At 40.7% G+C, this 25,173-nt stretch carries 23 protein-coding genes, 1 other RNA gene, 1 pseudogene and 1 riboswitch; of the genes and pseudogenes, 13 read left to right on the forward strand and 12 right to left on the reverse strand.

Going from position 1 to position 25,173, the window contains the following annotated elements:
- Positions 1-2 precede the first annotated feature (2 nt).
- From thiB to ompA, 6 genes are all read right to left on the reverse strand, one after another.
- Positions 3-1,001 carry a thiamine ABC transporter substrate binding subunit gene (gene thiB / locus BKK50_RS02165; RefSeq protein WP_077414879.1) on the reverse strand — a complete coding sequence of 333 codons (999 nt, stop codon included), beginning with the start codon at positions 999-1,001 and terminating at the stop codon, positions 3-5.
- Between the two features lie 31 nt (positions 1,002-1,032).
- Positions 1,033-1,123: riboswitch (TPP riboswitch) on the reverse strand.
- Between the two features lie 112 nt (positions 1,124-1,235).
- Positions 1,236-1,562 (reverse strand): Grx4 family monothiol glutaredoxin, encoded by a 327-nt coding sequence (gene grxD / locus BKK50_RS02170; protein ID WP_077414881.1) that lies wholly within the window; start codon positions 1,560-1,562, stop codon positions 1,236-1,238.
- An 83-nt stretch (positions 1,563-1,645) separates the two neighbouring features.
- Entirely contained in the window at positions 1,646-2,431 is a 786-nt protein-coding gene (locus BKK50_RS02175) for a TPM domain-containing protein (RefSeq protein WP_077414883.1), read from the reverse strand.
- Entirely contained in the window at positions 2,424-2,873 is a 450-nt protein-coding gene (locus BKK50_RS02180; protein WP_077414885.1) for a TPM domain-containing protein, read from the reverse strand. The genes BKK50_RS02175 and BKK50_RS02180 overlap by 8 nt, the downstream gene beginning before the upstream one ends.
- A 10-nt stretch (positions 2,874-2,883) precedes the next feature.
- Positions 2,884-3,465, reverse strand: coding sequence for a LemA family protein (locus BKK50_RS02185; RefSeq protein WP_077414887.1), 582 nt, complete (start codon positions 3,463-3,465; stop codon positions 2,884-2,886).
- A gap of 118 nt (positions 3,466-3,583) precedes the next feature.
- Entirely contained in the window at positions 3,584-4,648 is a 1,065-nt protein-coding gene (gene ompA, locus BKK50_RS02190) for a porin OmpA (RefSeq protein ID WP_077414889.1), read from the reverse strand.
- A gap of 411 nt (positions 4,649-5,059) precedes the next feature.
- Between ompA and ydiJ the strand changes: the two genes are divergently transcribed.
- From ydiJ to hemH, 4 genes are all read left to right on the forward strand, one after another.
- On the forward strand, positions 5,060-8,131 hold the full coding sequence (gene ydiJ, locus BKK50_RS02195) for a D-2-hydroxyglutarate dehydrogenase YdiJ (RefSeq protein ID WP_077414891.1): 3,072 nt from the start codon (positions 5,060-5,062) through the stop codon (positions 8,129-8,131).
- Between the two features lie 253 nt (positions 8,132-8,384).
- Entirely contained in the window at positions 8,385-8,765 is a 381-nt protein-coding gene (locus BKK50_RS02200) for an endonuclease domain-containing protein (protein ID WP_077414893.1), read from the forward strand.
- A 200-nt stretch (positions 8,766-8,965) separates the two neighbouring features.
- Entirely contained in the window at positions 8,966-9,382 is a 417-nt protein-coding gene (locus BKK50_RS02205; protein WP_077414927.1) for a hotdog fold thioesterase, read from the forward strand.
- Positions 9,379-10,362 carry a ferrochelatase gene (gene hemH / locus BKK50_RS02210; RefSeq protein WP_077414895.1) on the forward strand — a complete coding sequence of 328 codons (984 nt, stop codon included), beginning with the start codon at positions 9,379-9,381 and terminating at the stop codon, positions 10,360-10,362. Before BKK50_RS02205 ends, hemH begins: the two co-directional genes overlap by 4 nt.
- Positions 10,363-10,390: 28 nt before the next feature.
- Here hemH and BKK50_RS02215 read toward each other — a convergent pair.
- The 3 genes and pseudogenes from BKK50_RS02215 to selD all read right to left on the reverse strand — a co-directional run.
- Positions 10,391-10,674 (reverse strand): annotated as a pseudogene (locus tag BKK50_RS02215) (transposase); the annotation flags it as partial.
- A 69-nt stretch (positions 10,675-10,743) separates the two neighbouring features.
- Positions 10,744-11,613: a glycosyltransferase family 2 protein gene (locus BKK50_RS02220; RefSeq protein WP_244149406.1), complete on the reverse strand. Its 870-nt coding sequence runs from the start codon at positions 11,611-11,613 to the stop codon at positions 10,744-10,746.
- 150 nt (positions 11,614-11,763) lie between these two features.
- Positions 11,764-12,810 (reverse strand): selenide, water dikinase SelD, encoded by a 1,047-nt coding sequence (gene selD, locus BKK50_RS02225; RefSeq protein ID WP_083727422.1) that lies wholly within the window; start codon positions 12,808-12,810, stop codon positions 11,764-11,766.
- Between the two features lie 113 nt (positions 12,811-12,923).
- Between selD and gntR the strand changes: the two genes are divergently transcribed.
- Positions 12,924-13,925 (forward strand): gluconate operon transcriptional repressor GntR, encoded by a 1,002-nt coding sequence (gntR, locus tag BKK50_RS02230; RefSeq protein ID WP_077414899.1) that lies wholly within the window; start codon positions 12,924-12,926, stop codon positions 13,923-13,925.
- Between the two features lie 33 nt (positions 13,926-13,958).
- On the opposite strand, the gene BKK50_RS02235 is transcribed toward gntR, so the two are convergent.
- Complete coding sequence (locus BKK50_RS02235) at positions 13,959-14,474, reverse strand: gluconokinase (protein WP_077414901.1); 516 nt, start codon at positions 14,472-14,474, stop codon at positions 13,959-13,961.
- Positions 14,475-14,705: 231 nt separating this feature from the next.
- Between BKK50_RS02235 and idnD the strand changes: the two genes are divergently transcribed.
- The 7 genes from idnD (at position 14,706) to cydC (ending at position 23,505) form a co-directional block, all read left to right on the forward strand.
- Complete coding sequence (gene idnD, locus BKK50_RS02240) at positions 14,706-15,746, forward strand: L-idonate 5-dehydrogenase (RefSeq protein ID WP_077414903.1); 1,041 nt, start codon at positions 14,706-14,708, stop codon at positions 15,744-15,746.
- A 12-nt stretch (positions 15,747-15,758) separates the two neighbouring features.
- Positions 15,759-16,523: a gluconate 5-dehydrogenase gene (idnO, locus tag BKK50_RS02245; RefSeq protein WP_077414905.1), complete on the forward strand. Its 765-nt coding sequence runs from the start codon at positions 15,759-15,761 to the stop codon at positions 16,521-16,523.
- Positions 16,524-16,552: 29 nt separating this feature from the next.
- On the forward strand, positions 16,553-17,899 hold the full coding sequence (locus BKK50_RS02250) for a GntP family permease (RefSeq protein WP_077414907.1): 1,347 nt from the start codon (positions 16,553-16,555) through the stop codon (positions 17,897-17,899).
- An 89-nt stretch (positions 17,900-17,988) separates the two neighbouring features.
- Complete coding sequence (locus BKK50_RS02255; protein ID WP_077414909.1) at positions 17,989-18,846, forward strand: co-chaperone YbbN; 858 nt, start codon at positions 17,989-17,991, stop codon at positions 18,844-18,846.
- A 114-nt stretch (positions 18,847-18,960) separates the two neighbouring features.
- Complete coding sequence (trxB, locus tag BKK50_RS02260) at positions 18,961-19,914, forward strand: thioredoxin-disulfide reductase (protein ID WP_077414911.1); 954 nt, start codon at positions 18,961-18,963, stop codon at positions 19,912-19,914.
- Positions 19,915-20,017: 103 nt separating this feature from the next.
- Positions 20,018-21,778 carry a heme ABC transporter permease/ATP-binding protein CydD gene (gene cydD / locus BKK50_RS02265; protein ID WP_077414913.1) on the forward strand — a complete coding sequence of 587 codons (1,761 nt, stop codon included), beginning with the start codon at positions 20,018-20,020 and terminating at the stop codon, positions 21,776-21,778.
- Positions 21,778-23,505, forward strand: a complete 1,728-nt coding sequence (gene cydC, locus BKK50_RS02270) for a heme ABC transporter ATP-binding protein/permease CydC (RefSeq protein ID WP_077414915.1) — start codon at positions 21,778-21,780, stop codon at positions 23,503-23,505. The genes cydD and cydC overlap by 1 nt, the downstream gene beginning before the upstream one ends.
- 18 nt (positions 23,506-23,523) lie before the next feature.
- Here the strand turns inward: cydC and ffs are convergent.
- Positions 23,524-23,622, reverse strand: an RNA gene (ffs, locus tag BKK50_RS02275) — signal recognition particle sRNA small type.
- A 126-nt stretch (positions 23,623-23,748) separates the two neighbouring features.
- Between ffs and nrdG the strand changes: the two genes are divergently transcribed.
- Entirely contained in the window at positions 23,749-24,219 is a 471-nt protein-coding gene (nrdG, locus tag BKK50_RS02280; RefSeq protein ID WP_077414917.1) for an anaerobic ribonucleoside-triphosphate reductase-activating protein, read from the forward strand.
- On the opposite strand, the gene BKK50_RS02285 is transcribed toward nrdG, so the two are convergent.
- Positions 24,214-25,173 (reverse strand): glycosyltransferase (locus BKK50_RS02285; protein WP_143529728.1); only part of this gene is annotated, 960 nt, incomplete at its 5' end. The genes nrdG and BKK50_RS02285 overlap by 6 nt on opposite strands.

Here is a 25,173-nt window from a genome sequence, read left to right on the forward strand (position 1 = left end):
CACTATTTAGACAGTGCTTTTTGCCATTGATTGATCCAAATTTTTAATTGTTCACCGGTAATCTTTGAGGTATCCAGTATCAACGAATTTTGGGTATGTTTTTTTAGTGCGTCAATATGGCTTTCGATAGGGCTATCAATGACGGGTAACATCACGTTATGTTTTGCAATGTTCGCTTGCGCTTCGGGTGAAACTAAATAATCTAAGAAAAAATCGGCACAGGCATTATGACGATTTGCCACTTTAGCCGCTACTTCCACTAGCAATATGCCACCTTCCGAAAAATCCGTTGCCATATAGTTGTCTTTTTGTTCGGAAAGAAGATGATAAATTGGTGAAGTATTGGTACTGAGTACAAGATCTCCTTCACCTTTTAAAAATGCACCGTAGGCTTCAGTCCATCCTTTTGTAATCGTGACCGTGTGTTCTGACAAGGTTTTCCATACATTTTGTGCTTCTGCTTGCGGATAGAGTGTGTTTACCCAAAGTAATAAACCACGACCAATACTGCTGGTTCGCGGATCTTGATACAACACCTTCAAATCTTTACGTTCGACTAATTCTTTTAGGCTTTTCGGTGGATGGGATAATTTATTTTTATCATAAATGAAGGCGTATTTTGCAAAATCAAAAGGCAAGAACGTGCGATCATCCCATTTGAGCGGTAAATCCAATTTATTAAGATCTACTTGGTTCGGTTCAAAAATGGCTAATTTCTTGGCTTCATCTATTTGGTAATTATCTAACCCTAATACGATATCCGCTTTAATTTTTTTTCCATCCAAACGAACACGATTAAATAATGTACCACTATTATCAAAAGCCACATAATTTAATTGGCATTGAGGAAATTGTTTTTCAAAACCTGCTTTTACCTTTGGACCGGCACTCCAATCGGCACTAAAAGTGTCGTAAGTGTAAACGGTTAGGGGTTGTGTGGTTTGAGCAAAAACGTTTGAAGCAAAAAAAAGTGCGGTTGAAATGAAGAGTGTTTTTTTCATTATGCTGTCCTTATAAAAATGCGAAACAGTCTAATGAAAAGAATTAGTTTCCTACGCCAGCATTATCTGTTTCAGGTTCACGGGTCTCTCTCAGCCAATGATAGGCACCCCGACTAATGGGCAAGAGTCTATATAAACTTGTTACGATATACAAGCATTTTAAAAGAAAAATGCTAACCTGATCACAAAATTTAGGCAAAATAAAACCCGCACAAGCGGGTTTCAACAATAGAATTAAGCTTTATGTTTTGCGGCAACTTCAGTTAATAAGGTTTGTAACTCACCGGATTGATACATTTCTAACATAATATCGCATCCTCCAATGAGTTCTCCTTCAACCCATAATTGTGGGAAAGTCGGCCAATTTGCGTAAGCCGGTAATTCAGCACGGATATCCGGATGTTGGAGGATATCCACATAACCAAAAGGCACTTTACAGTTGATTAATGCCTCTGCAGCACGCGCAGAAAAACCACAAGAAGGCAGCTTAGGTGAACCTTTCATATAAATTAAAATTGGGTTCTCGCTAATTTGTTTTTTGATTTTATCTAAGGTTTCCATAATGTTCCCCATAACAATAGAAAGGCGCATTCTAGCATAAGTTCTCAGTATCACCAATGAGAAGCTGAGTTATTATGTCGGATTTACCAGCTCCCGCCGGCACCACCGCCACCAAATCCGCCACCGCCAAAACCGCCACCCGATGAGCTACCACCAAATCCTCCACCAAAACCGGAGCCGCCTCTACGACGACGGGATAATGTCGATTGACGCACAATGCGATTTAATTGATCACGCTGATTTGGGCTAATGTAAATTTCATCTTTGTGGAATTGATATTCACCAAACACGACAAAGGCGATAAATACCAACGCCATAAGGAAAGGAATATATTGGTCAAATTCACTTTCTTCCGTTTGATAAGCACCATATTCCCCTTGGCTTGCAGCAATAATATCATTTAACCCATCGTTAATCCCTTGTGCATACTGACCCTGTTTAAATTGCGGTAAAATGGTATGACGGATAACCTGGGATAAAAAAGCATCGGGTAATACGCCTTCTAATCCCTGCCCGGTAGCAATAAATACCTTACGATCTTTTTTGGCAATCAGCATTAATACGCCATTATTCAATTGCTTACGCCCAATTCCCCATTTATCGCCTAAAGCAAAGGTGTAATCTGCAATCTCATATTCAGCCGTAGTAGGAATGATAACAACAGCGATTTGTGAACTGGTCGCCTTGCCATAGTCCACTAATTTATTTTCAAGCACTTGCTGCTGTTGTGGCGAGAGCGTATTAGTGTAATCATTCACATAACGAAAAGGATTGGGTGTTGCAGGGAACTGTGCAGCAAAAACCAACGATCCCCAAAAAATAAGCCCAAAAACAACCGCACTTTTCAAGTGTTGCAACAGTTTAGCCATGAATGATCACCTCATTAGGTAATTCATTTTTATCATTCGGTTGAATCGGAAAATGGATTTTCAACGTATCAGTAATTCGCTCAATAGCCTCTACAATCCCTTTTGTATAGGCTTTTTCTTTGAATTGTTCGATCATAAGATCACATTGCCTCTGCCAATAAGCCTCATCAACAAATTGATGAATCCCTTTATCGCCAATGATTGCACAAAGGTGATCTTTATATCCCACATAAATCAACACTGCGTTTTGTGCAGAAGTTTTATCCATTTCAAGTTCGTTAAACACCTGTAAAGCGCGTTCTATGGCAGACATCCCTGCAGAAGATTTAGGCAGTTTTCGTTCAATATAAACACGCAACTCTGCCGAACTTTCATTTTCAAGGCGGCTAATCGCCGCCTCTATTTGTTTTTTATCCACCGGAATTCTTGAAAAGAATCTCATCATAGCAACCTTAATTAAAATTCACAGTCGGGGCATTTTCAGCGCCGGAGGCCGATTTAAAATAAGGTTTTTCTTTAAACCCAAAGATTAATGCGGCAAATTTTGTCGGGAATTGGCGCACCTTTTGGTTATAAATACGAGCCGCATCATTAAACTTATTACGAGCAACATTGATACGGTTTTCAGTTCCCTCTAATTGTGCTTGTAAATTCATAAAGCCTTCATGCGCTTTTAATTGAGGATATTGTTCAACGGTAACAAGCAATCTGGATAATGCGGATCCTACTTGGTTTTGATCCTGTTGAAATTGTGCAAGTTGTTCTTCTGTCATATTGGCAGGATCAATTCTCGTTTGTGTCGCTTTTGCACGCGCTTCGATTACATTGGTTAAGGTTTGTTGTTCAAAATTTGCCTGACCTTTCACTGTATTCACTAAATTAGGAATAAGATCGGCACGGCGTTGATAAGAAGATTCCACATTTGCCCATACTGAATCAATTTCTTCTTCCGCTTTAACCAATCCGTTATAACTCGACATTAAAGTAAACCCCGCAACAACAGCAACAAGGATAATTACAAGCCATTTTTTCATAATAATGTTCCTACTTAATTAAAAAATGAGAGAGCCTTTCTCTATTTAGATAAAAGAAAAGACCTAAACCGAGGCTTAGGTCTTTCCGTTTAATCCGCTAATGGATAACTAAATGAAATTATTTAGTACCGTTAACTGCGATTTCAACACGACGATCCGGTGCTAAACAAGCGATAAGCGCTTTACGACCTTTAACCGCATCACAGGTTGCACCAGTAACTGGGTTTGCTTCACCGTAACCGGTTGCAGTGATATCTTGTGCGGCAACACCTTTAGATACTAAGTAGTTCGCCACAGAATCTGCACGACGTTGTGATAATTTTAAGTTTGCTGCATCTTTACCGATACGGTCTGTGTAACCGGCAACTGCTACTTTAGCGCTGTTTACTTGTGCAATTTCACCGTAGATACCATCTAAAGTTGCTTTTGCTTCAGGTTTTAAGTTTGCTTTAGCGAAAGCGAAAGTCACATCAGAGTTTAAGTTGAAAGTTTTACTTACTACTTCAGGTGCAACAACCGGAGCACCTTGACCAAAACGGTAAGATAAACCTGCAGTTACAGAACCAATCCACGGAGTATAGTCTTCACCTTCTGCGATTTTGTTATCTTTACCAACAGAAGTTAACCATTGATATTCAACACGTAATGCTAACTCAGGTAATGAAGGTAATGCATACTCAACACCCGCTGCAAATACAGGAGATACTTTTAAGCTGTGAGCGCGAACACCATCCCAAGCACTGTCGGCTGCAGCGATACCTTTAGCATTTTTGTAGTCAGAACGTACTAAAGCAGCACCGGCACGACCATAAACATCTAAGCCCTCTAACACTTCATAGCTACCTTTCAAGCTTAAGTGTGCACCGTGGTTAGTGTGTTTTGACATCACTTTGTCACCTTTAGAGAATTTAGCACGACCAAAATCATCGTAACCTAATTCAACAGCTAAACCTAAGTTGTCACGGTTTAAGATTTGGTAACCACCAAATACACCGTAGGTCACAGAGTTGCGGTTAACACCGAAATCATTTCCATATTTAGAGTCAAATTGTTTTAAACCATCATGGAAAGATGCCCAACCCGCTTTAGCACCGACGTAGAAAGTATTTTCTTGTGGAGCCGCTTGAGCTACAGAAGCAGCTGCAAAACCAGCGACTACTAATGCGATTGCAGTTTTTTTCATTTTGATGTCCTCTATTTAGTCATCGTTAATAATAAAAGTTTCCTTACTTGAAAATTTTTGAACTTTCTAGTCAAAACAGTTTCCAAGCATTGCTTAACTAGGGTTTTGAATTTGCCCTATCGTTACCAACTTTTGACAAATTCAATTCCTTTGTGTCGCCAAAGGAACGTTCAAAAGTGGCGCTATTATCCTACAAAAAAACCAAAGATCAAATTATTTTTATAATTATTGTCTATTTTATACACAAATAAGTCTAAAAATGAACGACCATTCACCAATTGTTAATAATTATTTTCATTTCAATGAGATAAAGCGTATTCCACTGAATTTCGTACCTTAAAAATCGACATTCTCGCCTGTATCATATATCATTTCTCCGTTCTTTTTTTGTATTATTTTTTGAGTGAAACTATGTTACCCCGCCTTTCTCGAGTACCGCAAGTTGATGAAATTGTTCAATGCTATCTCACCGAGCTTCAAAAACAACATTTCGAAGGTGATATCGCCACCAATTATGCTGATCGCTTAAGCCTTGCGACTGATAATAGTGTCTATCAGCAACTACCTCATGCGATTTTATTCCCGAAAACCGTGGCAGATGTTGTAAGGCTCACTAAACTAGCTAATCAGTCAGCCTATCAAACCCTCACTTTCACACCTCGTGGGGGGGGGACAGGAACGAACGGACAATCTCTTAATCACAATATTATTGTAGATATGTCCCGCCATATGACAGCCATTTTAGAACTGAACATTGAAGAGCGCTGGGTGCGTGTGCAAGCGGGTGTCGTGAAAGATCAACTCAATCAATTTTTAAAACCCTATGGTTTATTCTTTGCCCCGGAGCTTTCCACCAGCAATCGTGCCACGTTAGGCGGAATGATTAACACCGATGCCTCTGGACAAGGCTCGCTCCAATACGGTAAAACCTCAAATCACGTGTTGGCATTGCGCACAGTTCTTATGAATGGCGAAGTTTTGGATACAAGTGCGGTCAATTCTCAGGCTATTTTTGATAATATTGATTCCCTTAGATTGACTGAAACCGCTAAAACCCTGCATCAAACCATTGCACAACGTTGCAAAGAAAAATGTGAAAATATCATTAACGATTTACCGCAACTCAATCGTTTTTTAACCGGTTATGATTTAAAAAATGTGTTCAATGAAGATGAAAGTGAATTTAATCTCACTCGTTTGCTCACCGGTTCTGAAGGCTCCCTAGCCTTTATTTGCGAAGCCAAGCTCAATCTCTTACCTATTCCGCGATACCGCACCCTCATTAATATAAAGTATCGTTCTTTTGATGCGGCACTACGCAATGCCCCTTTTATGGTGAAAACCAACGCCCTTTCAGTGGAAACCATTGATTCCAAGGTTTTAGACCTCGCCAAACAAGATATTATCTGGCATTCGGTTAGCGACCTGCTAACAGAGGAAGAAAACAACCCGATTTTGGGTTTAAATATTGTGGAATATGCCGGCCATCATCAAGAAAAAATCCATCGCCAAGTGACCGCACTTTGTCAAGCATTAGATGAAAAAATCGCCCAACAGCAGGATCAGATTATTGGCTATCAAATCTGCCATGATCTTCCTTCTATCGAACGCATTTATGCCATGCGTAAAAAAGCCGTTGGGTTACTCGGCAATGCCAAAGGACCGGCCAAACCCCTTCCTTTTGTGGAAGATACCTGCGTGCCACCAGAACATCTTGCCGATTACATCAGCGAATTTCGAGCGTTATTAGATCGTCACCATTTACAATATGGTATGTTCGGTCATGTGGATGCCGGTGTGCTACATGTTCGCCCTGCGTTGGATTTATGCGATAAAGAACAAGTTAAACTTTTCCAACAGATTTCCGATGAAGTGGCAGAGCTGACAGTGAAATACGGTGGTTTACTGTGGGGGGAGCATGGCAAAGGCGTGCGTTCTCATTACGGCGAAAAATTCTTCACACCGGAATTATGGAATGAACTCCGTTACATCAAATTCTTATTTGATCCTCACAATCGCCTAAACCCGGGGAAAATCTGCACGCCGTTAGGTTCTGAAGATGAACTCTATTCCATTTTATCGCCAATGCGGGCTGACTATGATCGCCAAATTCCGGTTCAAATACGGGATGAATTTAAAGGTGCAATGCATTGCAACGGCAATGGGCTTTGTTTTAATTTTGATGAACACAGCATTATGTGTCCATCAATGAAGGTGAGTAAAAACCGTGTGTTTTCCCCGAAAGGGCGGGCTGCGATGGTGCGGGAATGGTTGCGTTTATTAGCCAATGAAAACATCTCGCCGGAACAACTTGATTTTCAAAAAAATGACGTAAAATTGACCGCACTTGTCGCCAAAATCCGTCATAGCCTGCAAAAATGGCGGGGAGAATATGATTTTTCCCACGAAGTCAAAGCCGCAATGGAAACCTGCCTTGCCTGCAAAGCCTGTGCCAGTCAGTGTCCGATCAAAATTGATGTGCCAAGTTTCCGTGCAAAATTTTTCCATTTTTACCACCGCCGTTATTTGCGTCCGGTAAAAGATCATATTGTGGCGAATTTAGAACTTGCCGCCCCTTATATGGCGAAACAAGCCAAATTTTTTAATTATTTTACTCGGTTAAAAACCACCCAAAAGCTAGTAGAAAAAACCATTGGCATGACAGATTTACCGCTCCTTTCCACCCCAAATTTACAACAACAACTTGTGGAAGTCGGCTATCAGGGCAAACCGTTGGAAGCCTTAGAACAGTTAAACGCCGTGGAAAAAGCGAAAATGTTATTGATCGTCCAAGATCCTTATACCTCTTATTACGATGCAAAAGTGGTACGGGATTTCGTAGCACTCGCACAAAAACTGGGCTTTAACCCAATTCTTCTTCCTTTCAAACCCAATGGCAAAGCCATGCATGTGAAAGGGTTCTTGAAACGTTTTGCGAAAACCGCAAAAAACCAAGCGGAATTGCTTAATCGGGTTGCCCAATTGGGTGTGCCGTTGGTGGGGGTCGATCCCGCTATTGTGCTTTCCTACCGTGATGAATATAAAGAGGTATTACAAGCACAACGGGGCGATTTCCATGTTCTGACCGCTCACGAGTGGCTCAAAAACCAGATTGATTTAGGCACATTAGAAAACATACCAAAAACTGACCGCACTTTTGATTGGCATTTCTTTCCCCATTGTACGGAATCCACCTTTATGCCAAACAGTCCAAAAGAATGGCAACAGATTTTTGCAAAATTCGGACAACAATTAACCGTTGAAAAAGTGGGCTGTTGTGGTATGGCGGGCGTATTTGGTCACGAAGTACAAAACCAAACCATGAGCCGTGACATTTACGCTATTTCATGGGGCAAAAAACTTCACGGAAAAGATCCACACTTTTGTTTAGCCACCGGTTATTCATGCCGCAGCCAAGTAAAGCGTTATGAACAAAGGGTGCTAAAACATCCCGTACAAGCATTGCTTGAAGTGTTAGAGTGAGAAAAAATTAACCTTGCCTTCCCCTGCTTGCGGGGGAAGGTACCCAAAGGGCGGAAGGGGGAAAATGCGAAATCCAAACAAGCAACAAGTACTCTATGTCATAGAATTATAAAGCGTTATAAACAAAAAATGCGAAAACATTCTCTTCAAATACTGATTGAAGCGTTAGAGTAAGAAATGGATAACTATTAAAAAATTGACCTTGCCTTCCCCTGCTTGCGGGGGAAGGTGCCCGAAGGGCGGAAGGGGGAAAATGCGAAATCCAAACAAACAATTAGTACAATATGCCACAGAATTACGCAGAAATATGACAGATGCCGAATATGCACTTTGGTATCATTTGCGCAACAAAAATTTTTGTGGAATACGATTTAATCGACAAGTGATCATTGGCAACTATATTGTTGATTTTTGTTGCCGAAAATTAAAACTTATTATTGAATTAGATGGTATTCAACATATCGAACAAGCACGATATGATTTAGAGCGAACAAAATATTTAAATAGCCAAGGCTATAAAGTCATTCGTTTTTGGAATGATGAAGTTTTGACAAAAATAGATAATGTTCTTGAAGAAATTTATATTGAAATTGAACAATTATCCCCCCTCAGCCTTCGGCAGCTCCCCCCGTAAACGGATGGAGCAAAGAAGGTACAATCTGATAACATCCACTTCAAGCACTGATTGAAGCGTTAGAGTAAGAAATGGATAACTATTAAAAAATTAACCTTGCCTTCCCCTGCTTGCGGGGGAAGGTGCCCGAAGGGCGGAAAGGGGAAAATGCAAAATCCAAACAAACTCAAAGAAAGAAGAACGATATGGAAGAAAAAATGATGATTTGGAAAAAAAACTTTACCCTCCCACAACTCAATGAAATGGGTAAAAACTGTGCTGTGGGTCATCTTGGCATTGAAATTTCTGCTTTTGGTGAAGATTGGTTAGAAGCCACGATGCCGGTGGATCATCGCACTACACAGCCTTTCGGGTTATTACATGGTGGGGTTTCTGTGGCATTGGCGGAAACAGTGGGTTCTCTTGCCGGCTCTCTTTGTGTTGAAGAAGGAAAAGCCGTGGTAGGGTTAGATATTAATGCCAATCATCTTCGCCCGGTAAGAGAAGGAAAAGTGACGGCGAAGGCGACACCTATTAATTTAAGTCGAAATACCCATGTTTGGCAAATTGACATCCGCAATGAGCAAGATAAACTTTGCTGCGTTTCACGATTAACACTTTCTATTATCGATTTATGACAATGACAAAAAAAATTGGGGTTATTTTAGCCAATTTAGGCACCCCGGATGCCCCAACTCCCACCGCCGTTTCTCGTTATTTATGGTCTTTTTTAACCGATCCTCGTGTTGTTGATGTGCCCCGCTGGAAATGGTGGCCTTTACTTAAATTTCTCATTCTTCCTCCTCGTTCTAAACGGGTGGCTAAAAATTATCAGGCAATTTGGACAGAACAAGGCTCGCCATTACTTGCCATCACCATACAACAACAAAAAGCTTTACAAGCCTATTTATCTGCTAAAAATATTAATGCGCAGGTTGAAATTGCGATGACATACGGCAATCCTTCAATGCAAAGTGCAGTGGACGCACTCGTGGAAAATCAGGTGGATAAAATCATCGTCTTCCCCCTTTACCCACAATATTCCAGCACCACAACCGGTGCATTGTTTGATGCTTTTGCCAATGCCCTGAAACACACTCGAAATATCCCGCCTTTTGAATTTATCCATTCCTATCATTTGGATAAACACTATATTGATGCCCTCGCACAATCTATCAAAGTGCGGTTAAAACCCGATGAGTTTTTACTTTTCTCTTATCACGGTATTCCATTGCGCTATGAAAACCAAGGGGATTATTATCGCCAACATTGCAAAGAAACCACCATTGCCGTTGTCGATAAGCTCGGTTTAACCGAAAATCAATGGGGAATGACCTTTCAATCCCGCTTTGGGCGTGAGGAATGGTTGCAACCTTACACCGATGAATTTTTAATTTCTGCAAGTGAACAAGGTATCCGTAAAATCGCTGTGGTTTGCCCCGGTTTTTCGGTGGATTGTTTGGAAACTATTGAAGAAATTGATGAAGAAAACCGTGAGAATTTTCTCCATAACGGTGGAGAAACTTATCAATATATTCCTGCACTGAATGCCGAACAGACTCATATTGAAATGATGGGACATTTAATTTTACAAAAACTTAGGGGCTGTACTGGATAACCAGACTAAACTCTCTCTAACGAACTAATTATTTTAAAATAGAAATTTGAGATTTTATGTTACTGTGATTAAAACGCCATTTGCATTCCTTCAAATACAGCTCAAAGTGGGCTTTAGGAATACCGGTAAATTGCGTAAATGGCGTTTTGCTTGGTTCCAAACATTCTCAATTCCGTTAATGTGGTGATGATTCTCGACAAAATGCGTGCTGTGATGAATAGGAAAATGGCAAAATTCACTCACATCAAACACATCATTACTGCAATAAGTATCGGCATAGACAAGACAGTTAGGTTTGACTTGTTTCCGAATACAGCCCCAAAAATAAAATGCCACGAGCGTTTCTTCACCCATCGTGGCATTTTTCTCAAATGAACAACACTAACGTTCCTCAGCCCAAGGTTTCCGATTTCCGTGATTCTGAATATTGACTTCACATACTCTTTTAATCAAGGCTTCTCTCACACCAGGCAGATCTAATAAAGACGCTAATTCCTCATCGCCTTGTATGTTTATCGTTTTCACTAAATCAGCACTGTAATTTACTGTATATTTTGCAGATCCTACGCCAACTTTACCTAACTCTTGTAATTTTTTATAAATGTGTCGGTCATTGTATATACCCGAATACCAACTCCGTGAAAGTTCTATCGCTAAAGTTCGGGGAAATGCATAAGTATTCGTATCAATATGACATTCTTGGTGATTAAAATTAAAAACCAAAGGGTACGTTTTGTCAGCATAAATAATATTTATTTCAACAGGCTTATCAAGTTTCCAATAACCAAGGGATTCCCAATCATCTGAACAAATAAATTCCCCATTTAAAGAATATAAATCCCTTAATGAATATGCAAAATCAGCCCCTTTATCTAACACTTTAACAAGTTCTTCAACATGATTTGGTTTATACCAATTATCATCATCTAAATAGCAAATAATCTCTTCTTCAACTAAAAATGGCGCTATCGCATTAATAGCACTATTCACCATACCATTTTTCCCGGTGTTCATAGGAAGATAGGTAATAACAAGATCTTGATAAGGCTCAACAAGTCCTTTTACTTTCTCCGAAAATTGCTCACCATCAACAAAAATATAATGACGACACGGATAGGTTTGCGCTTTTACACTTTCAATCGCACGAACCAATTCATCACGCCCTATGGTAGAAGTAATAACCGCTACTGTCTTGTTTGTTTGTTTGTTTGTTTGTTTGTTTGTTTGTTTGTTTGTTTGTTTGTTTGTCACGATTTTATCTCCTTCATAACATAAATAAATATTTTTAGGGCAGTATTGGATAACGAGACCAAACGTCCTCTAACTAATGGTTTTATGCACGGCTGGTGCAAGGTAAAAGTGCGGTTGCTACATAATACTTGATTTTTCTCCTAGGCTTTTTTACTCACGAACTTCAATGAAAATGTCCTTTTCTTCATCTCTTCCTTTCAGCACGCCGATTTCATAAACATTAACGCCCGCAGCGTGAGCAATCGACAAGAGTTCCGCCTCGCTTTTCGGTTCAACCGCCACCAATAAACCACCTGAAGTTTGTGGATCACATAACACGGCTTTTTGATAATCCGTCAATATGTCTACTTTATGTCCGTAACTGTCGTAATTGCGCGTTGTTCCTCCCGGCACGCAACCTTCCGAGATATAGCCCGATACGCCCTCAAGGGTTGGGATTTGCTCAAAATACAGCTCAGCATTGAGATTTGATCCTTCACAGATTTCAAGTAAATGACCAAGTAAACCAAAGCCTGTCACATCCGTCATGGCGCTCACCCCATCAACTTCTGAAAATTGGCTGCCAATCTTATTTAATTGGCACATTACTGCCGTTGCCAATCCTTGATGCTCGGGTTTTAATTTGCCTTTTTTCTCCGCCGTAGTCAGCACGCCAATGCCCAAAGGTTTGGTTAAATAGAGTTTGCTCCCTACCTTAGCTGAGGCATTTCGTTTTACTTTTTCAGTATTTATCACCCCGGTGACCGCCAAACCAAAAATCGGTTCCGGTGCGTCAATGGAATGACCGCCGGCGAGAGAAATCCTTGCTTGATGACAGGCAAATCGTCCGCCGTCCACAATTTTTTGTGCCACCTCTGCCGGTAATTTATTGATTGGAAAGCCTAAAATCGCAATCGCCATAATGGGCTTTCCTCCCATGGCAAAAATATCGCTAATTGCATTCGTGGCTGCAATACGTCCAAAATCAAAAGGATCATCAACAATCGGCATAAAAAAATCCGTGGTACTGACAATTGCCGTTCCATTTCCTAAATCGTACACTGCCGCATCATCTGCGGTATCATTGCCCACCAACAAATGAGGATCGACAAAATTTTCAAGCTGTGTTTGTAAAATTGTCCCTAACACCTTAGGCGAAATTTTACAGCCTCAACCCGCACCATGGCTGTATTGTGTTAAACGAATGTCATCCACCATACGCTACCCCCTGTTATCAATTTGATTGCCAAATTATACCTTTTTTCAACGAAAAGTGCGGTCAAAAAATCAAATGTTTTTGTTATACTGCCAATACGTATGATTTAACTTGAATGTCAATGAAACATAAACGTCCCACCTTGCAGGATATCGCCAATCACCTCGGTATCACCAAAATGACGGTCAGCCGCTATTTGCGTAATCCCGATTCTGTCGCCCAGGAAACCCAAATTCGTATTGCTCAGGCGCTTGAGCAATTTGGTTATATTCCTAACCGTGCACCGGAAATTCTCTCCAATGCAAAAAGTAAAGCTATTGGCGTATTATTGCCTTCTTTAACCAATCACGTTTTTGCCGATATTTTAAAAGGTATTGAATATATTACCGATCAAGCCGGTTACCAAACGATGTTGGCGCATTACGGATATAGTGTCAAAAAAGAAGAAGAACGGATTGAAAGTTTACTTTCTTATCATGTTGACGGGCTGATTTTATCGGAAAATTACCATTCCCTACGCACCCTTAAAATGATCGAAGTCGCGAATATTCCCGTGATTGAAATTATGGATAGTACACAGCCCGGCATTCAGCAAGTTATTGGTTTTGATAATGTTGCGGCAGCACAAACTATGGTGGAAACAATGATTACACGAGGATACAAAAATATTGTGTATTTCACCGCACGAATGGACAGACGAACCCAACTGAAAATGCAAGGCTATGAACAAGCTATGAAAAAATATGGGCTTGAGCCCTATAGTTTAATCACCGAAGAGCCCTCTTCCTTTACCTTAGGCGGAAAGCAACTTCGTGACATTCTAAAAAAACGCCCGGCAACTGATGGTATTTTCTGCACCAATGATGACTTGGCGATTGGCGCACTCTTTGAATGTCAGCGACTTGGCATTTCTGTCCCGACACAAATCGCCATTGCGGGATTCCATGGACATGATGTTGGGTTTTCCGTTACCCCTCAACTTGGCACAGTGATTACACCTCGCTTGGAAATCGGAAAACTCGCTGCTCAAGAATTATTAGCACGATTAAACGGTGATCCCCTCACAGAAAAAACCATTGATCTTGGATTTAAAATCCATCTTGGTGAAAGTGTGTAAAAAATGCGGTCAAAAATGACCGCACTTTTATCATCAAAGCAACGGCTTTAACACACGAATGCAACGCTCTACCACGGTTTCAAAGCTTCCGTCAATATCAATATGAATGACATCCGGCTCATCGTCTTGCGGTACTTCAAGGGTATCAAATTGGCTTTTTAACATATCCGTTTTCATATAATGCCCTTTGCGTTGTTTCATCCGCTCAAGCACCAAATCAAAAGAACCTGCCAAAAATAGGAATTTTACATTCTCATTCCCCTGTCGAATCAAATCACGGTATTGCTTTTTCAATGCCGAGCAAACAATGATCCCCACTTCGCTTTTACGTTCAAGACTAAAGGCGGCATCACGAATGCGCTCAAGCCAAGGTGCCCTGTCCTCATCATTTAACGGTTGTCCTTTCCCCATTTTGATAATATTGGCACGAGGATGAAGATCATCACCATCAATTAGTTTAATGCCTAAACGCTGTGCGACTTCAGTTCCAACGGATGTTTTTCCCGTACTTGAAACCCCCATCAGGATAAAACTTTTTCCTTTGCTCATAACAATACCTCATCAATGTTTTTCTTAATCATATAAGAATTTTGATTAATTGTTACTGGTAACATTTAATTTTGTGACAGACATCACAGAAATTCTATCTTTTTTATGCCTACTTACAAGCAATAATCACAATTTCTTTGAAGTCGATCACATTTCTGAAAAAAGCATCTTTACCAAATTGTGATAAGTGGATATGTTACTGGTAACATATCTATGTGTAGGAGAAGAAATATGAAAATTAAAACATTATCCTGTGTGGTGAAACGTGCAGAAAATGTCGGAATTATTGAACAAGATGTGCAATATGATGATGGTGATCAATATCAGACACTTATCCGGCTCTCTCGTGGAGGAATATGCGGCTCAGATTTGCATTATTACCAACACGGAAAAGTTGGAAATTTTGCCGTAAAACATCCTATGATTTTAGGACACGAAGTGATTGGTAGAATCATCAAAACAAACTCCCCAAATTTACGCATAAATCAAAAAGTGGCAATAAATCCGAGTAAACCCTGTCACAGCTGTAAATATTGTTTATCAGGGGAAATCAATCAATGCGAAACCATGCGTTTTTTCGGTAGTGCGATGTATAACCCTCACGTAGATGGTGGATTTACACAATATAAAGTTGTTGATAATACCCAATGTATTCCTTATCCGGAGGATATTGATGATGAAATAATGGTTTTTGCAGAACCGCTTGCCGTGGCGATTCATGCCGCAAAACAAGGAGGCGATCTTAAAGGGAAACGTGTATTTATTTCCGGTGTCGGGCCTATCGGTTGTTTGGTTGTCGCCTCAGTCAAAGCATTAGGCGCACAAGACATTATTTGTACAGATATTAGTCAGCGCTGTTTAAATTTAGCCTTAGAGATGGGGGCAACGAAAGTCCTCCACGCCAATGATGATTTTTCAGAGTATGCACAACATAAAGGTGAATTTGATGTGGCTTTTGAAGCGTCAGGTCACCCTTCTTCAATTGAACGTTGTTTAGAAGTGACTAAAGCAAAAGGTACAATTGTACAGATTGGTATGGGAGGCAACCTACCTAATTTCCCATTAATGACATTGATTGCTAAGGAAATTAACTGGAAAGGCTCATTCCGTTTTGTTGAAGAATTTAATACAGCGGTCAATTGGCTAGCAAGCAATAAAGTCAATCCACTACCGTTACTCTCCGCTACATTTTCATTTAAGAATTTCGAAGATGCATTAAAAACAGCAGGAAATAAAAATGATATTTCAAAAGTACAAATAATATTCTCATAGAGGAAAATCATAATGGAAAACTTATTTTCACTAAAAGATAAAAATATTTTAATTACGGGTTCCACAAGAGGCATTGGATATTTACTGGCAAAAGGGCTAGCTGAACAAGGGGCTAAAATTATCATTAATGGCACAACACAAGAAAATGTTGAAAAAACAGCCAAAGAATTTAATGATAATGGCTTTATTGCTTACCCTGTTCCTTTTGATGTGACAAATACGGCTGCAGTTCATACAGCCATTGACTATATTGAACAAAATATCGGTCCTATCGATGTATTAATTAATAATGCCGGTATTCAGCGTCGCCATCCGTTTTGTGAATTTCCCGAACAAGACTTTGATGACATTATTCGAGTTAATCAAAAAGCTGTTTTTATTATTTCACAAGCCGTTGCTCGATATATGGTACAACGCAAAAAAGGAAAAATTATTAATATAGGTTCCATGCAAAGTGAATTAGGGCGAGATACTATTACACCCTACGCCGCCTCAAAAGGTGCGGTAAAAATGCTGACAAGAGGTATGTGTGTTGAGCTTGCTCGTTATAACATTCAAGTCAATGGTATTGCTCCGGGATATTTTCAAACAGAATTGACAAAACCCTTGGTCGAAAATAAAGAATTCACAGAATGGTTATGTAAAAGAACACCGGCCGCACGCTGGGGAAACCCTGAAGAATTAATTGGCTCGGCGATATTTCTTTCGTCAAAAGCATCTGATTTTGTCAATGGTCATTTGCTATTTGTTGATGGCGGAATGCTTGCTGCTGTTTAGGTTATTACATCACATAAGGTAAACACATTATGCTTATTTTCATCCTTATCGCCTCAATAGCAATTTTATTGCTATTAATTATTAAATTTCATGTCCATGCATTCGTTGCTTTAACGATTGTTAGTTTACTTACCGCAATCGCAACAGGCATTCCCGTAGATAAAATATTACCAACCCTCCTCAGCGGTTTTGGAAATACTCTTGCTTCCGTTGCATTATTAGTCGGACTCGGTGCAATGATAGGGCGACTACTTGAAATAACCGGTGGTGCAAAGGTATTAGCGGATACACTCATCAATAAATTTGGAGAAAAAAGAGCGCCCTTTGCCTTAGGTATCGCTTCTCTCTTGTTCGGTTTCCCAATCTTCTTTGATGCCGGCTTAGTCGTGATGCTTCCTATAATATTTAGTGTTGCAAAACAATTTGGCGGTTCCTTATTTAAATATGCCTTTCCTGCCGCAGGTGCTTTTGCTGTCACTCATGCTTTCCTTCCACCACATCCAGGCCCGGTCGCTTCCGGTGAATTACTCGGTGCGAATATCGGTTTACTCACTATTATTGCAGTAATTATTGCGATTCCAACATGGTATTTTGCCGCTTATTTATACGGCACATATTTAGGGAAAAAATTTCATCTGGATCTACCAAAATCATTTTTAAATGTCACACCAATAAATGAAACGACTTTAACCCCGCCGAGTTTTAAAAAAGTACTTTTCATTCTATTGCTCCCATTATGCTTAATTATGTTCGATACCGTCTTATATACCCTTACCGTAGCGAAAGTGGTTGATGGTTCTTCACTATTAGTACAAAGTTTGCGTCTATTAGGAAAAACACCCATTGCATTATTAATTACATTACTTGTCTCCATTGCGTTACTCAAAGAACAAAGAAGTTACGAACAAATCGAAAAAATCTGTGATAATGCGCTTGGTCCAATTTGTGCTATCGTTTTAGTGACCGGTGCCGGTGGGATGTTTGGTGGTGTTTTACGAGCCAGCGGTATCGGAGATCAATTAGCCTCTATGTTATCTGATACAGGAATGCCGATTATTGTTGCAGCATTTGTCATATCAACAGCATTACGTGTAGCCCAGGGATCCGCTACCGTTGCCATCACAACGACTTCGGCTTTAATTGCCCCAACTGTCGCTGCAACAACCGGACTTAGCCAATTTGATCTTTGTTTCATCGTTATCTCAATTGCCTCCGGCGCAACGGTCTTAGCACACGTAAATGACAGCGGATTTTGGTTGGTTAGTCGCTTTTTAGAAATTGATACCAAGACGATGTTTAAAACTTGGACGGTTCAAGAAACATTAATTGGCTTAGTCGGCTTTGTTATCGCCCTTATCGGTAGCATCATTCTCTAATCTTAAAGTGCGGTCGATTTGTAAAACATTTCTAAAATTGACCGCACTTTGTTAAAATCAGCCATTATTTTTCCGAACAAGGATGCACAATGGCTGATTTTTCTTTTGTTATTGAGATCAATGAACAAAATCTCACCGAAATTCTTCAACAATCTCTTGAAAAACCGCTGGTGGTAAACTTTTATGCACCAAGTCATAAAGAATCGGTGGATTTTTTAACATTATTGGAGCGGGTTGCTGAGCAATATCAAGGGCAATTTATATTGGCGAAAGTGAATTGCGAAACAGAACAAATGATTGCCGCACAATTTCGTATTCAAGCCTTACCAACCACTTATTTGTTCAAAGAAGCACAAGCATTGGATGCCTTTCCCGGTGCATTGGATCATTCCTCGCTTTTACAACGTTTAAGTGTGATTTTGCCCAAAGAGGAAGAGCTTAAATTTCATCAAGCCTTAGATTTCTTACAAGTAGAAAATTATGATGCCGCATTACCGCTATTAAAAGAGGCGTGGGAACTTTCCGATAAGAAAAACAGTGATATCGCCCTACTCTATGCGGAAACCTATATTGCGATGAAAAAAACCGAGCCGGCACAAGCCATTTTAAATCAAATTCCACTGCAAGATCGGGATAGTCGCTGGCAGGGGTTACAAGCCCAGATTGAATTATTCATTCAAGCGGCTGACACGCCGGAAATTCAACAATTAACCGCAGATTATGCGAAAAATCCTGCCCCTGAAATTGCCATTAAGCTTGCCGTGCAATTACATCAGGCGGGGAGAAATGAAGAGGCACTCAGTCTGCTTTTTGATATTTTAAAAGTGGATTTAAATGCACAAAATGGTGAAGTCAAACAGCAGTTTTTATCGATACTAAGTGCAATGGGGAATGCGGATCCACTCACCAATAAATTCCGCCGATTACTTTACTCTTTGCTCTATTAAATAGGGTATTATATCGCCGTTACCAACCCTTAATTTTAAGTTGACTTATCGGGACACATTGCCTGTACCCGTTATAAAATCACAGTATTTCAATATGTTAAGAAAGGATACTTTATGTCTGATGTGAAACACGCCAAACTGTTAATTTTAGGTTCCGGCCCTGCCGGTTATACTGCGGCAATTTACGCTGCTCGTGCCAATTTAAACCCGGTGTTAGTGACCGGTTTACAGCAAGGCGGACAGCTCACCACCACGGATGAGATCGAAAACTGGCCGGGGGATTTTGGTGAAACCACAGGCTCAGGTCTTATGCAACGAATGTTACAACACGCCGAAAAGTTCAATACAGAAATTGTATTCGATCATATCAACCGTGTGGATTTATCCTCTCGTCCATTTAAACTCTATGGTGATGTGCAACATTTCACCTGCGATGCTTTAATCATTGCCACAGGGGCATCAGCCCGCTATTTAGGTCTGCCTTCTGAAGAACATTACAAAGGCCGTGGTGTTTCTGCTTGTGCCACTTGTGATGGTTTTTTCTACCGTAATAAACCTGTTGCGGTGATTGGGGGCGGCAATACCGCTGTGGAAGAAGCACTCTACTTGGCGAATATTTCAAGTTGCGTACATTTAATCCACCGCCGTCAGAGTTTCCGTGCAGAAAAAATCTTAATCGACCGCTTATATAAAAAAGTGGAAGAAGGAAAAATCGTGCTCCATACCGACCGCACTTTAGAGGAAGTATTGGGCGACAATATGGGCGTAACCGGCTTACGCTTACAAAATACCAAAGACGGTACAAAAGAAGATCTCAATATTGATGGCTTATTTGTGGCAATCGGTCATTCACCGAACACCGAAATCTTCCAAGGTCAACTTGAATTAAACAACGGCTATATTGTGGTGAAATCCGGTCTTGAAGGCAATGCAACGGCGACTTCGGTAGAAGGGGTATTTGCCGCCGGTGATGTGATGGATCATAACTATCGCCAAGCCATTACTTCTGCCGGTACAGGTTGTATGGCGGCATTAGATGCCGAACGTTATCTGGATTCGCAAAAATAAACCCTAAGGTGTGCTAAGTAAGAACTAGCACATCGGTTCATCATTGTGCGTGGTTTGCTCACGCACCAATCGATCTTCCCCGATTCGGGACGAATAAAAATCTATGGATAAACTTCGCCAAAAATATTTACAAAAATGGCTACGCACCCAACAAGAACCGATTAAAAAACTAATGCGTGCCAATATTGCTCTTGCGACCGTTTCATCGCTTATTTTAGTGATACAAACCTATTTTCTTGCGTTCCTACTTGATAAGCTCATTATGCAAAATGTGCCATCGGGTGAGCTCATCCCCTATTTTATTGGCTTAATTTTTTGTTTTGCTTTACGGGCAATCATTTTGTGGGGGAGAGAAAAAATCGGTTTTGAAAGCGGCCGCCAATTACGATGCCATATTCGTCAAAAAATTCTGGATAAAATCCACCTTGTCGGTCCTGCTACCATAAATCAAAAACCGGCGGGCAGTTGGGCAAGTATTATGTTGGAACAGGTAGAAAATTTGCACAATTTCTATGCCCGTTTTCTACCACAACAGAGTCTTTCTGTGATCCTCCCTATTGTCATTTTAATTGCGGTATTTCCACTAAACTGGGCTGCCGGTTTAATTTTAATGCTCACCGCCCCACTCGTCCCCCTATTTATGATTTTGGTGGGCATTGCGGCAGCCGACAGCAACCAAAAAAATATGGCGACCCTCGCCCGTCTAAGCGCACAATTTTTAGATCGCCTGCGTGGACTTGAAACCTTGCGCCTTTTTAACCGCACTTTAGAACAAACCCTGCATATCAAAAACACCACGGAAGATTTTCGTGAAACCACTATGGATGTGCTTAAAATCGCCTTTCTCTCCTCAGCGGTATTGGAATTTTTTACCTCTATCTCTATTGCACTGATGGCGGTTTATTTTGGTTTTAGTTATCTCGGGCAAATTGAATTTGGCACTTACAGCACTTCGCTCACCCTCTTTACCGGTTTTTTCTGTTTAATTCTTGCACCTGAGTTTTATCAACCCCTTCGTGATCTCGGCACCTATTACCACGACCGGGCTGCCGGTATCGGTGCAGCCGATGCCATTGTGGATTTTTTAGAAACAGACTATCTCCCCCCCTATCAACAGGATAAACCTATTCCCACTGAAAGTGCGGTAGAAATTCGGGCTGAAAATCTCGTGGTGCTTTCAACGCAAGGTCTCCCACTGACTAAACCTCTCAACTTTCATATTCCGGCAAATCATAATGTCGCCTTGGTAGGGCAAAGCGGTGCGGGCAAAACCTCTTTGATGAATGTTCTTCTTGGTTTCCTCCCTTATGAAGGCTCATTAAAAATCAATGGTCAGGAACTTCGTGAAAGCAATTTAACGCAATGGCGTAAAAACATTGCTTGGGTGGGGCAAAACCCCTTATTGCTACAAGGCACAATCAAAGAAAATCTGTTGCTTGGTAATATTCAAGCAAACAATGAAGAAATTGACCGTGCTTTAGCTTTGGCACAAGCCAAAACCTTCACGGACAAACTCGGCTTAGACTATGAAATCAAAGACGGGGGCTTGGGTGTTTCCGTAGGGCAAGCACAACGTCTTGCCATTACACGGGCATTATTACGCAAAGGCAAATTGCTTCTCCTCGATGAACCCACTGCAAGCCTTGATGCCCAATCGGAAAATTTAGTTTTACAGGCATTAAACGATATCAGTTGCTATCAAACCACATTAATGATCACCCATCGTATTGAAGATCTTAAACAATGCGATCAAATTTTTGTGATGCAACAAGGTGAGATTCTGCAACAAGGCGACTTTTCACAACTCAAATCCCACGGCTTTTTTGCCGAATTACTCGCTCAACGACAAGAGGATATTCAATAATGCGTGCATTGCTGCCTTTTATACGTTTATTTGCATTCGCTAAATTGCCCCTAATTTTAGGCTTAATTCTGATGATTTTAGGGCTAGCCTCCAGTATGGGATTACTCACGCTATCCGGCTGGTTTTTAGCGGCAACCGCCATTGCAGGACTCGGGTCATTATTTAACTTTTTCTACCCTTCCGCCAGTGTGCGGGGGTTAGCCATCGGACGCACCGTCGCCCGTTATTTTGAAAAATGGGTGACACATGATGCCACTTTCCGTGTTCTGGCAAATTTACGTGTACAAGTCTTTGAAAAAATTATTCCCTTAAGCCCTGCGGTGCTGAACCGTTATCGCAACAGCGAGCTATTAAATCGCCTTGTGTCGGATGTGGATACACTCGACAGCCTTTATTTACGCCTACTTGCGCCTTTTTTCAGTGCGGTATTGGTGATTATAGCAATGACGATTGGCTTGAGCTTTATTCATACTCCCCTTGCATTAGGGATCGGTATGGTTTTGCTGCTATCATTAGTGCTTATTCCGACCACTTTCTATCGCTTAGGTCAACAATTTGGCAAACCTTTAGTGCAAGCTCGTGCCACCTACCGCACGCAATTCTTAGAATTTATCCAAACCCAAGCAGAGCTTCTACTGTTTAATGCAGAAAATCAAATCAAAGCGAAAATGGAAAACACAGAAAAGCATTGGCAAGCCACCCAAGAAAAAGAAGCAAAATTAGGCGGATTTTCCACCGCACTTTCGCTCTTTATCAATGGCTTGCTCATTTGTGCTATGCTCTGGTTTGGTAGCCAAGCCGATTTTGGTGACGATGAATATCGTGCAGCCTTTATTGCCCTTTTTACCTTTGCCGCCCTTGCCGCCTTTGAAATTATTATGCCTTTAGGCGCTACTTTTTTGCATATCGGACAGGTGATTGCTGCCGCTGAACGGGTGACGGATATTGTGGAACAACAACCTTTAGTAGAATTTCAGGGTGAGGAAAAGTTTGAACCACAAGTGCGGTTGATTTCAGCCAAGAATTTAAGCTTTACCTATCCTGAAAGCAAAAATCTTGCGTTGGATACTCTCACGCTGGATTTAGAACAAAGGCAAAAAATTGCCATTCTTGGCAAAACCGGCAGTGGTAAATCCACATTACTTCAATTATTGGTGCGCAACTATGATCCGAACCAAGGGGAACTCTTACTGGCAGGCAAACCAATTTCCGGTTACGCCGAGCAAACCTTGCGTGAGCAATTTTGTTTTCTCACCCAACGGGTATATGTTTTCAGCGATACTTTGCGGCAAAATTTACAGTTTGCCAGCCACGACAAAATTTCCGATGAGAAAATGATCGAAGTACTCAATCAAGTGGAATTAGGCAAATTATTAACCCAACCGGAGGGATTAGATCTTTGGTTGGGGGATGGAGGTCGCCCCCTTTCCGGTGGCGAGCAACGCCGTTTAGGTATTGCCCGCATTTTATTAAATGCAGCCCCAATTTTATTGCTTGATGAGCCAACAGAAGGGCTTGATCGTGAGACTGAACGTCAAATTTTACGCTTAATTTTACAGCATACGGAAAATAAAACCCTGATTATGGTGACCCATCGTCTAACTGCCCTTGAGCAATTTGACAAAATTTGTGTCATTGATGAGGGTAAACTCATTGAACAGGGCGATTACAAAAGTTTAATCAAAAAAGAAGAGGGATTTTTCAAACGATTCGTTGAACGTGTCTAGAAAGGAAGTTGGGCGGAAACCTTCCCAGCTGCTTCTCGGCACACAGCACTTCCGACTTTGGCTGCTTTCTTCCGAACCTGACCGAGTAAACCGGACACCGTTGCGAGAGACCGAAAAGGTTTCCATTGACATCGCAATGCGATAGAGTGCTATTATGCAAGAATTGAAAGGTCATTGCAAAGGTTAATTGCACATAATGATGAATTTGACGAGAATTTGAACCGCACTTTTCGGGAATCAATAATGAACTATTTACAATATTACCCTGTTGATGTGGTGAACGGAGAAGGGACACGTTGTACCCTTTTTGTGAGTGGCTGCACCCACGGTTGCAAAGGTTGCTATAACCAAAAAAGCTGGTCATTTAGTGCCGGTGTACGCTTTGACGAGGTGATGGCGCAACAAATTATCAATGATTTAAAGGATACCCGTATCAAACGCCAAGGATTAACGTTATCCGGTGGCGACCCATTACATCCTCGCAATGTAGAAACACTCTTACCTTTCGTGCAACGTGTAAAACGTGAATGCCCCGACAAAGATATTTGGGTATGGACCGGTTATAAATTAGCTGAACTGGATGGAAATCAGCGAGCTATGCTCCCCTATATTGATGTCCTTATTGACGGAAAATTTGAACAAGAAAAAGCCGATCCGGGTCTACTCTGGCGAGGATCGGCAAATCAGATTATTCATCGCTTTAAAAATTTATAATTTCACCTCAAAAAGAAGCCATTTTTTCATTAATTGTAATACTTCATCAGTGAAATAATGCCGGACTTCTGCTTTCATCGCCTCGGGATACTTCAAATATTGAGAGCGGTAAATATAAGCGTAGTTAAGCGCTCTGATTTTTTCTAAATTAATCAGCATCATTTTTGCCTCATCATTGATATTTTCTAGTTCATTTAGACGCTGTTGATAAAGCGCTATCAGCCATTTATCAACCTTTAATAAATTCATCAATTTTGAGAGCTCAGGCTTTCTTGTCGTTAAACTATTTGGTCTTAAACGGTAATGATAGAAGACCCGTCCCACTTCAATCACCACCATATTAGGGCAAGAAAGCACATAAGTCATAAATGGGGTGTCTTCAGCAAATTTGATGTTTTCATTAAACATTAAATGATGATTTCGTAGGAATTTGACCCTAAAAAAACCAAGCCAACAAGCCGGAAACCAATCTTTAAGGAGATCATTCAAATGCTGATAACCACTCATTATTTCATATTGATTTGGCTTAATTCGTGGTGATTCAAAAGCCCGTACAGTCAATTCTTGGCTAGCACTATTTTCATCGCTTTGTTCGACTGTGCCTCTTAAATAATCCGCTTGATGCTGATCAGCAATTTCAACCATTCTATCGAATTGCATTTCCACCAACCAATCATCTGAATCAACAAAATACACATAGCGCCCTTTTGCTTGCCTTAAGCCTGCATTACGAGCGGCTGAAAGTCCTTGATTATGTTGATTAATTATCGTGATGAAGGAATAACGTGATAAATATTCTTCGGCAACAGCCAAACTACCATCTGTTGAACCATCATTAACAATGATGATTTCTTTACTCACAGATTGAGAAACAAGGCTCTCTAAACACTGAGCGAGATATTTTTCAACATTATAAACAGGAACGACAAAACTGAGACTGACTGACTGACTGAC

Origin of the sequence: Rodentibacter rarus (assembly GCF_001998965.1) — a bacterium.
GTDB classification, from domain to species: domain Bacteria; phylum Pseudomonadota; class Gammaproteobacteria; order Enterobacterales; family Pasteurellaceae; genus Rodentibacter; species Rodentibacter rarus.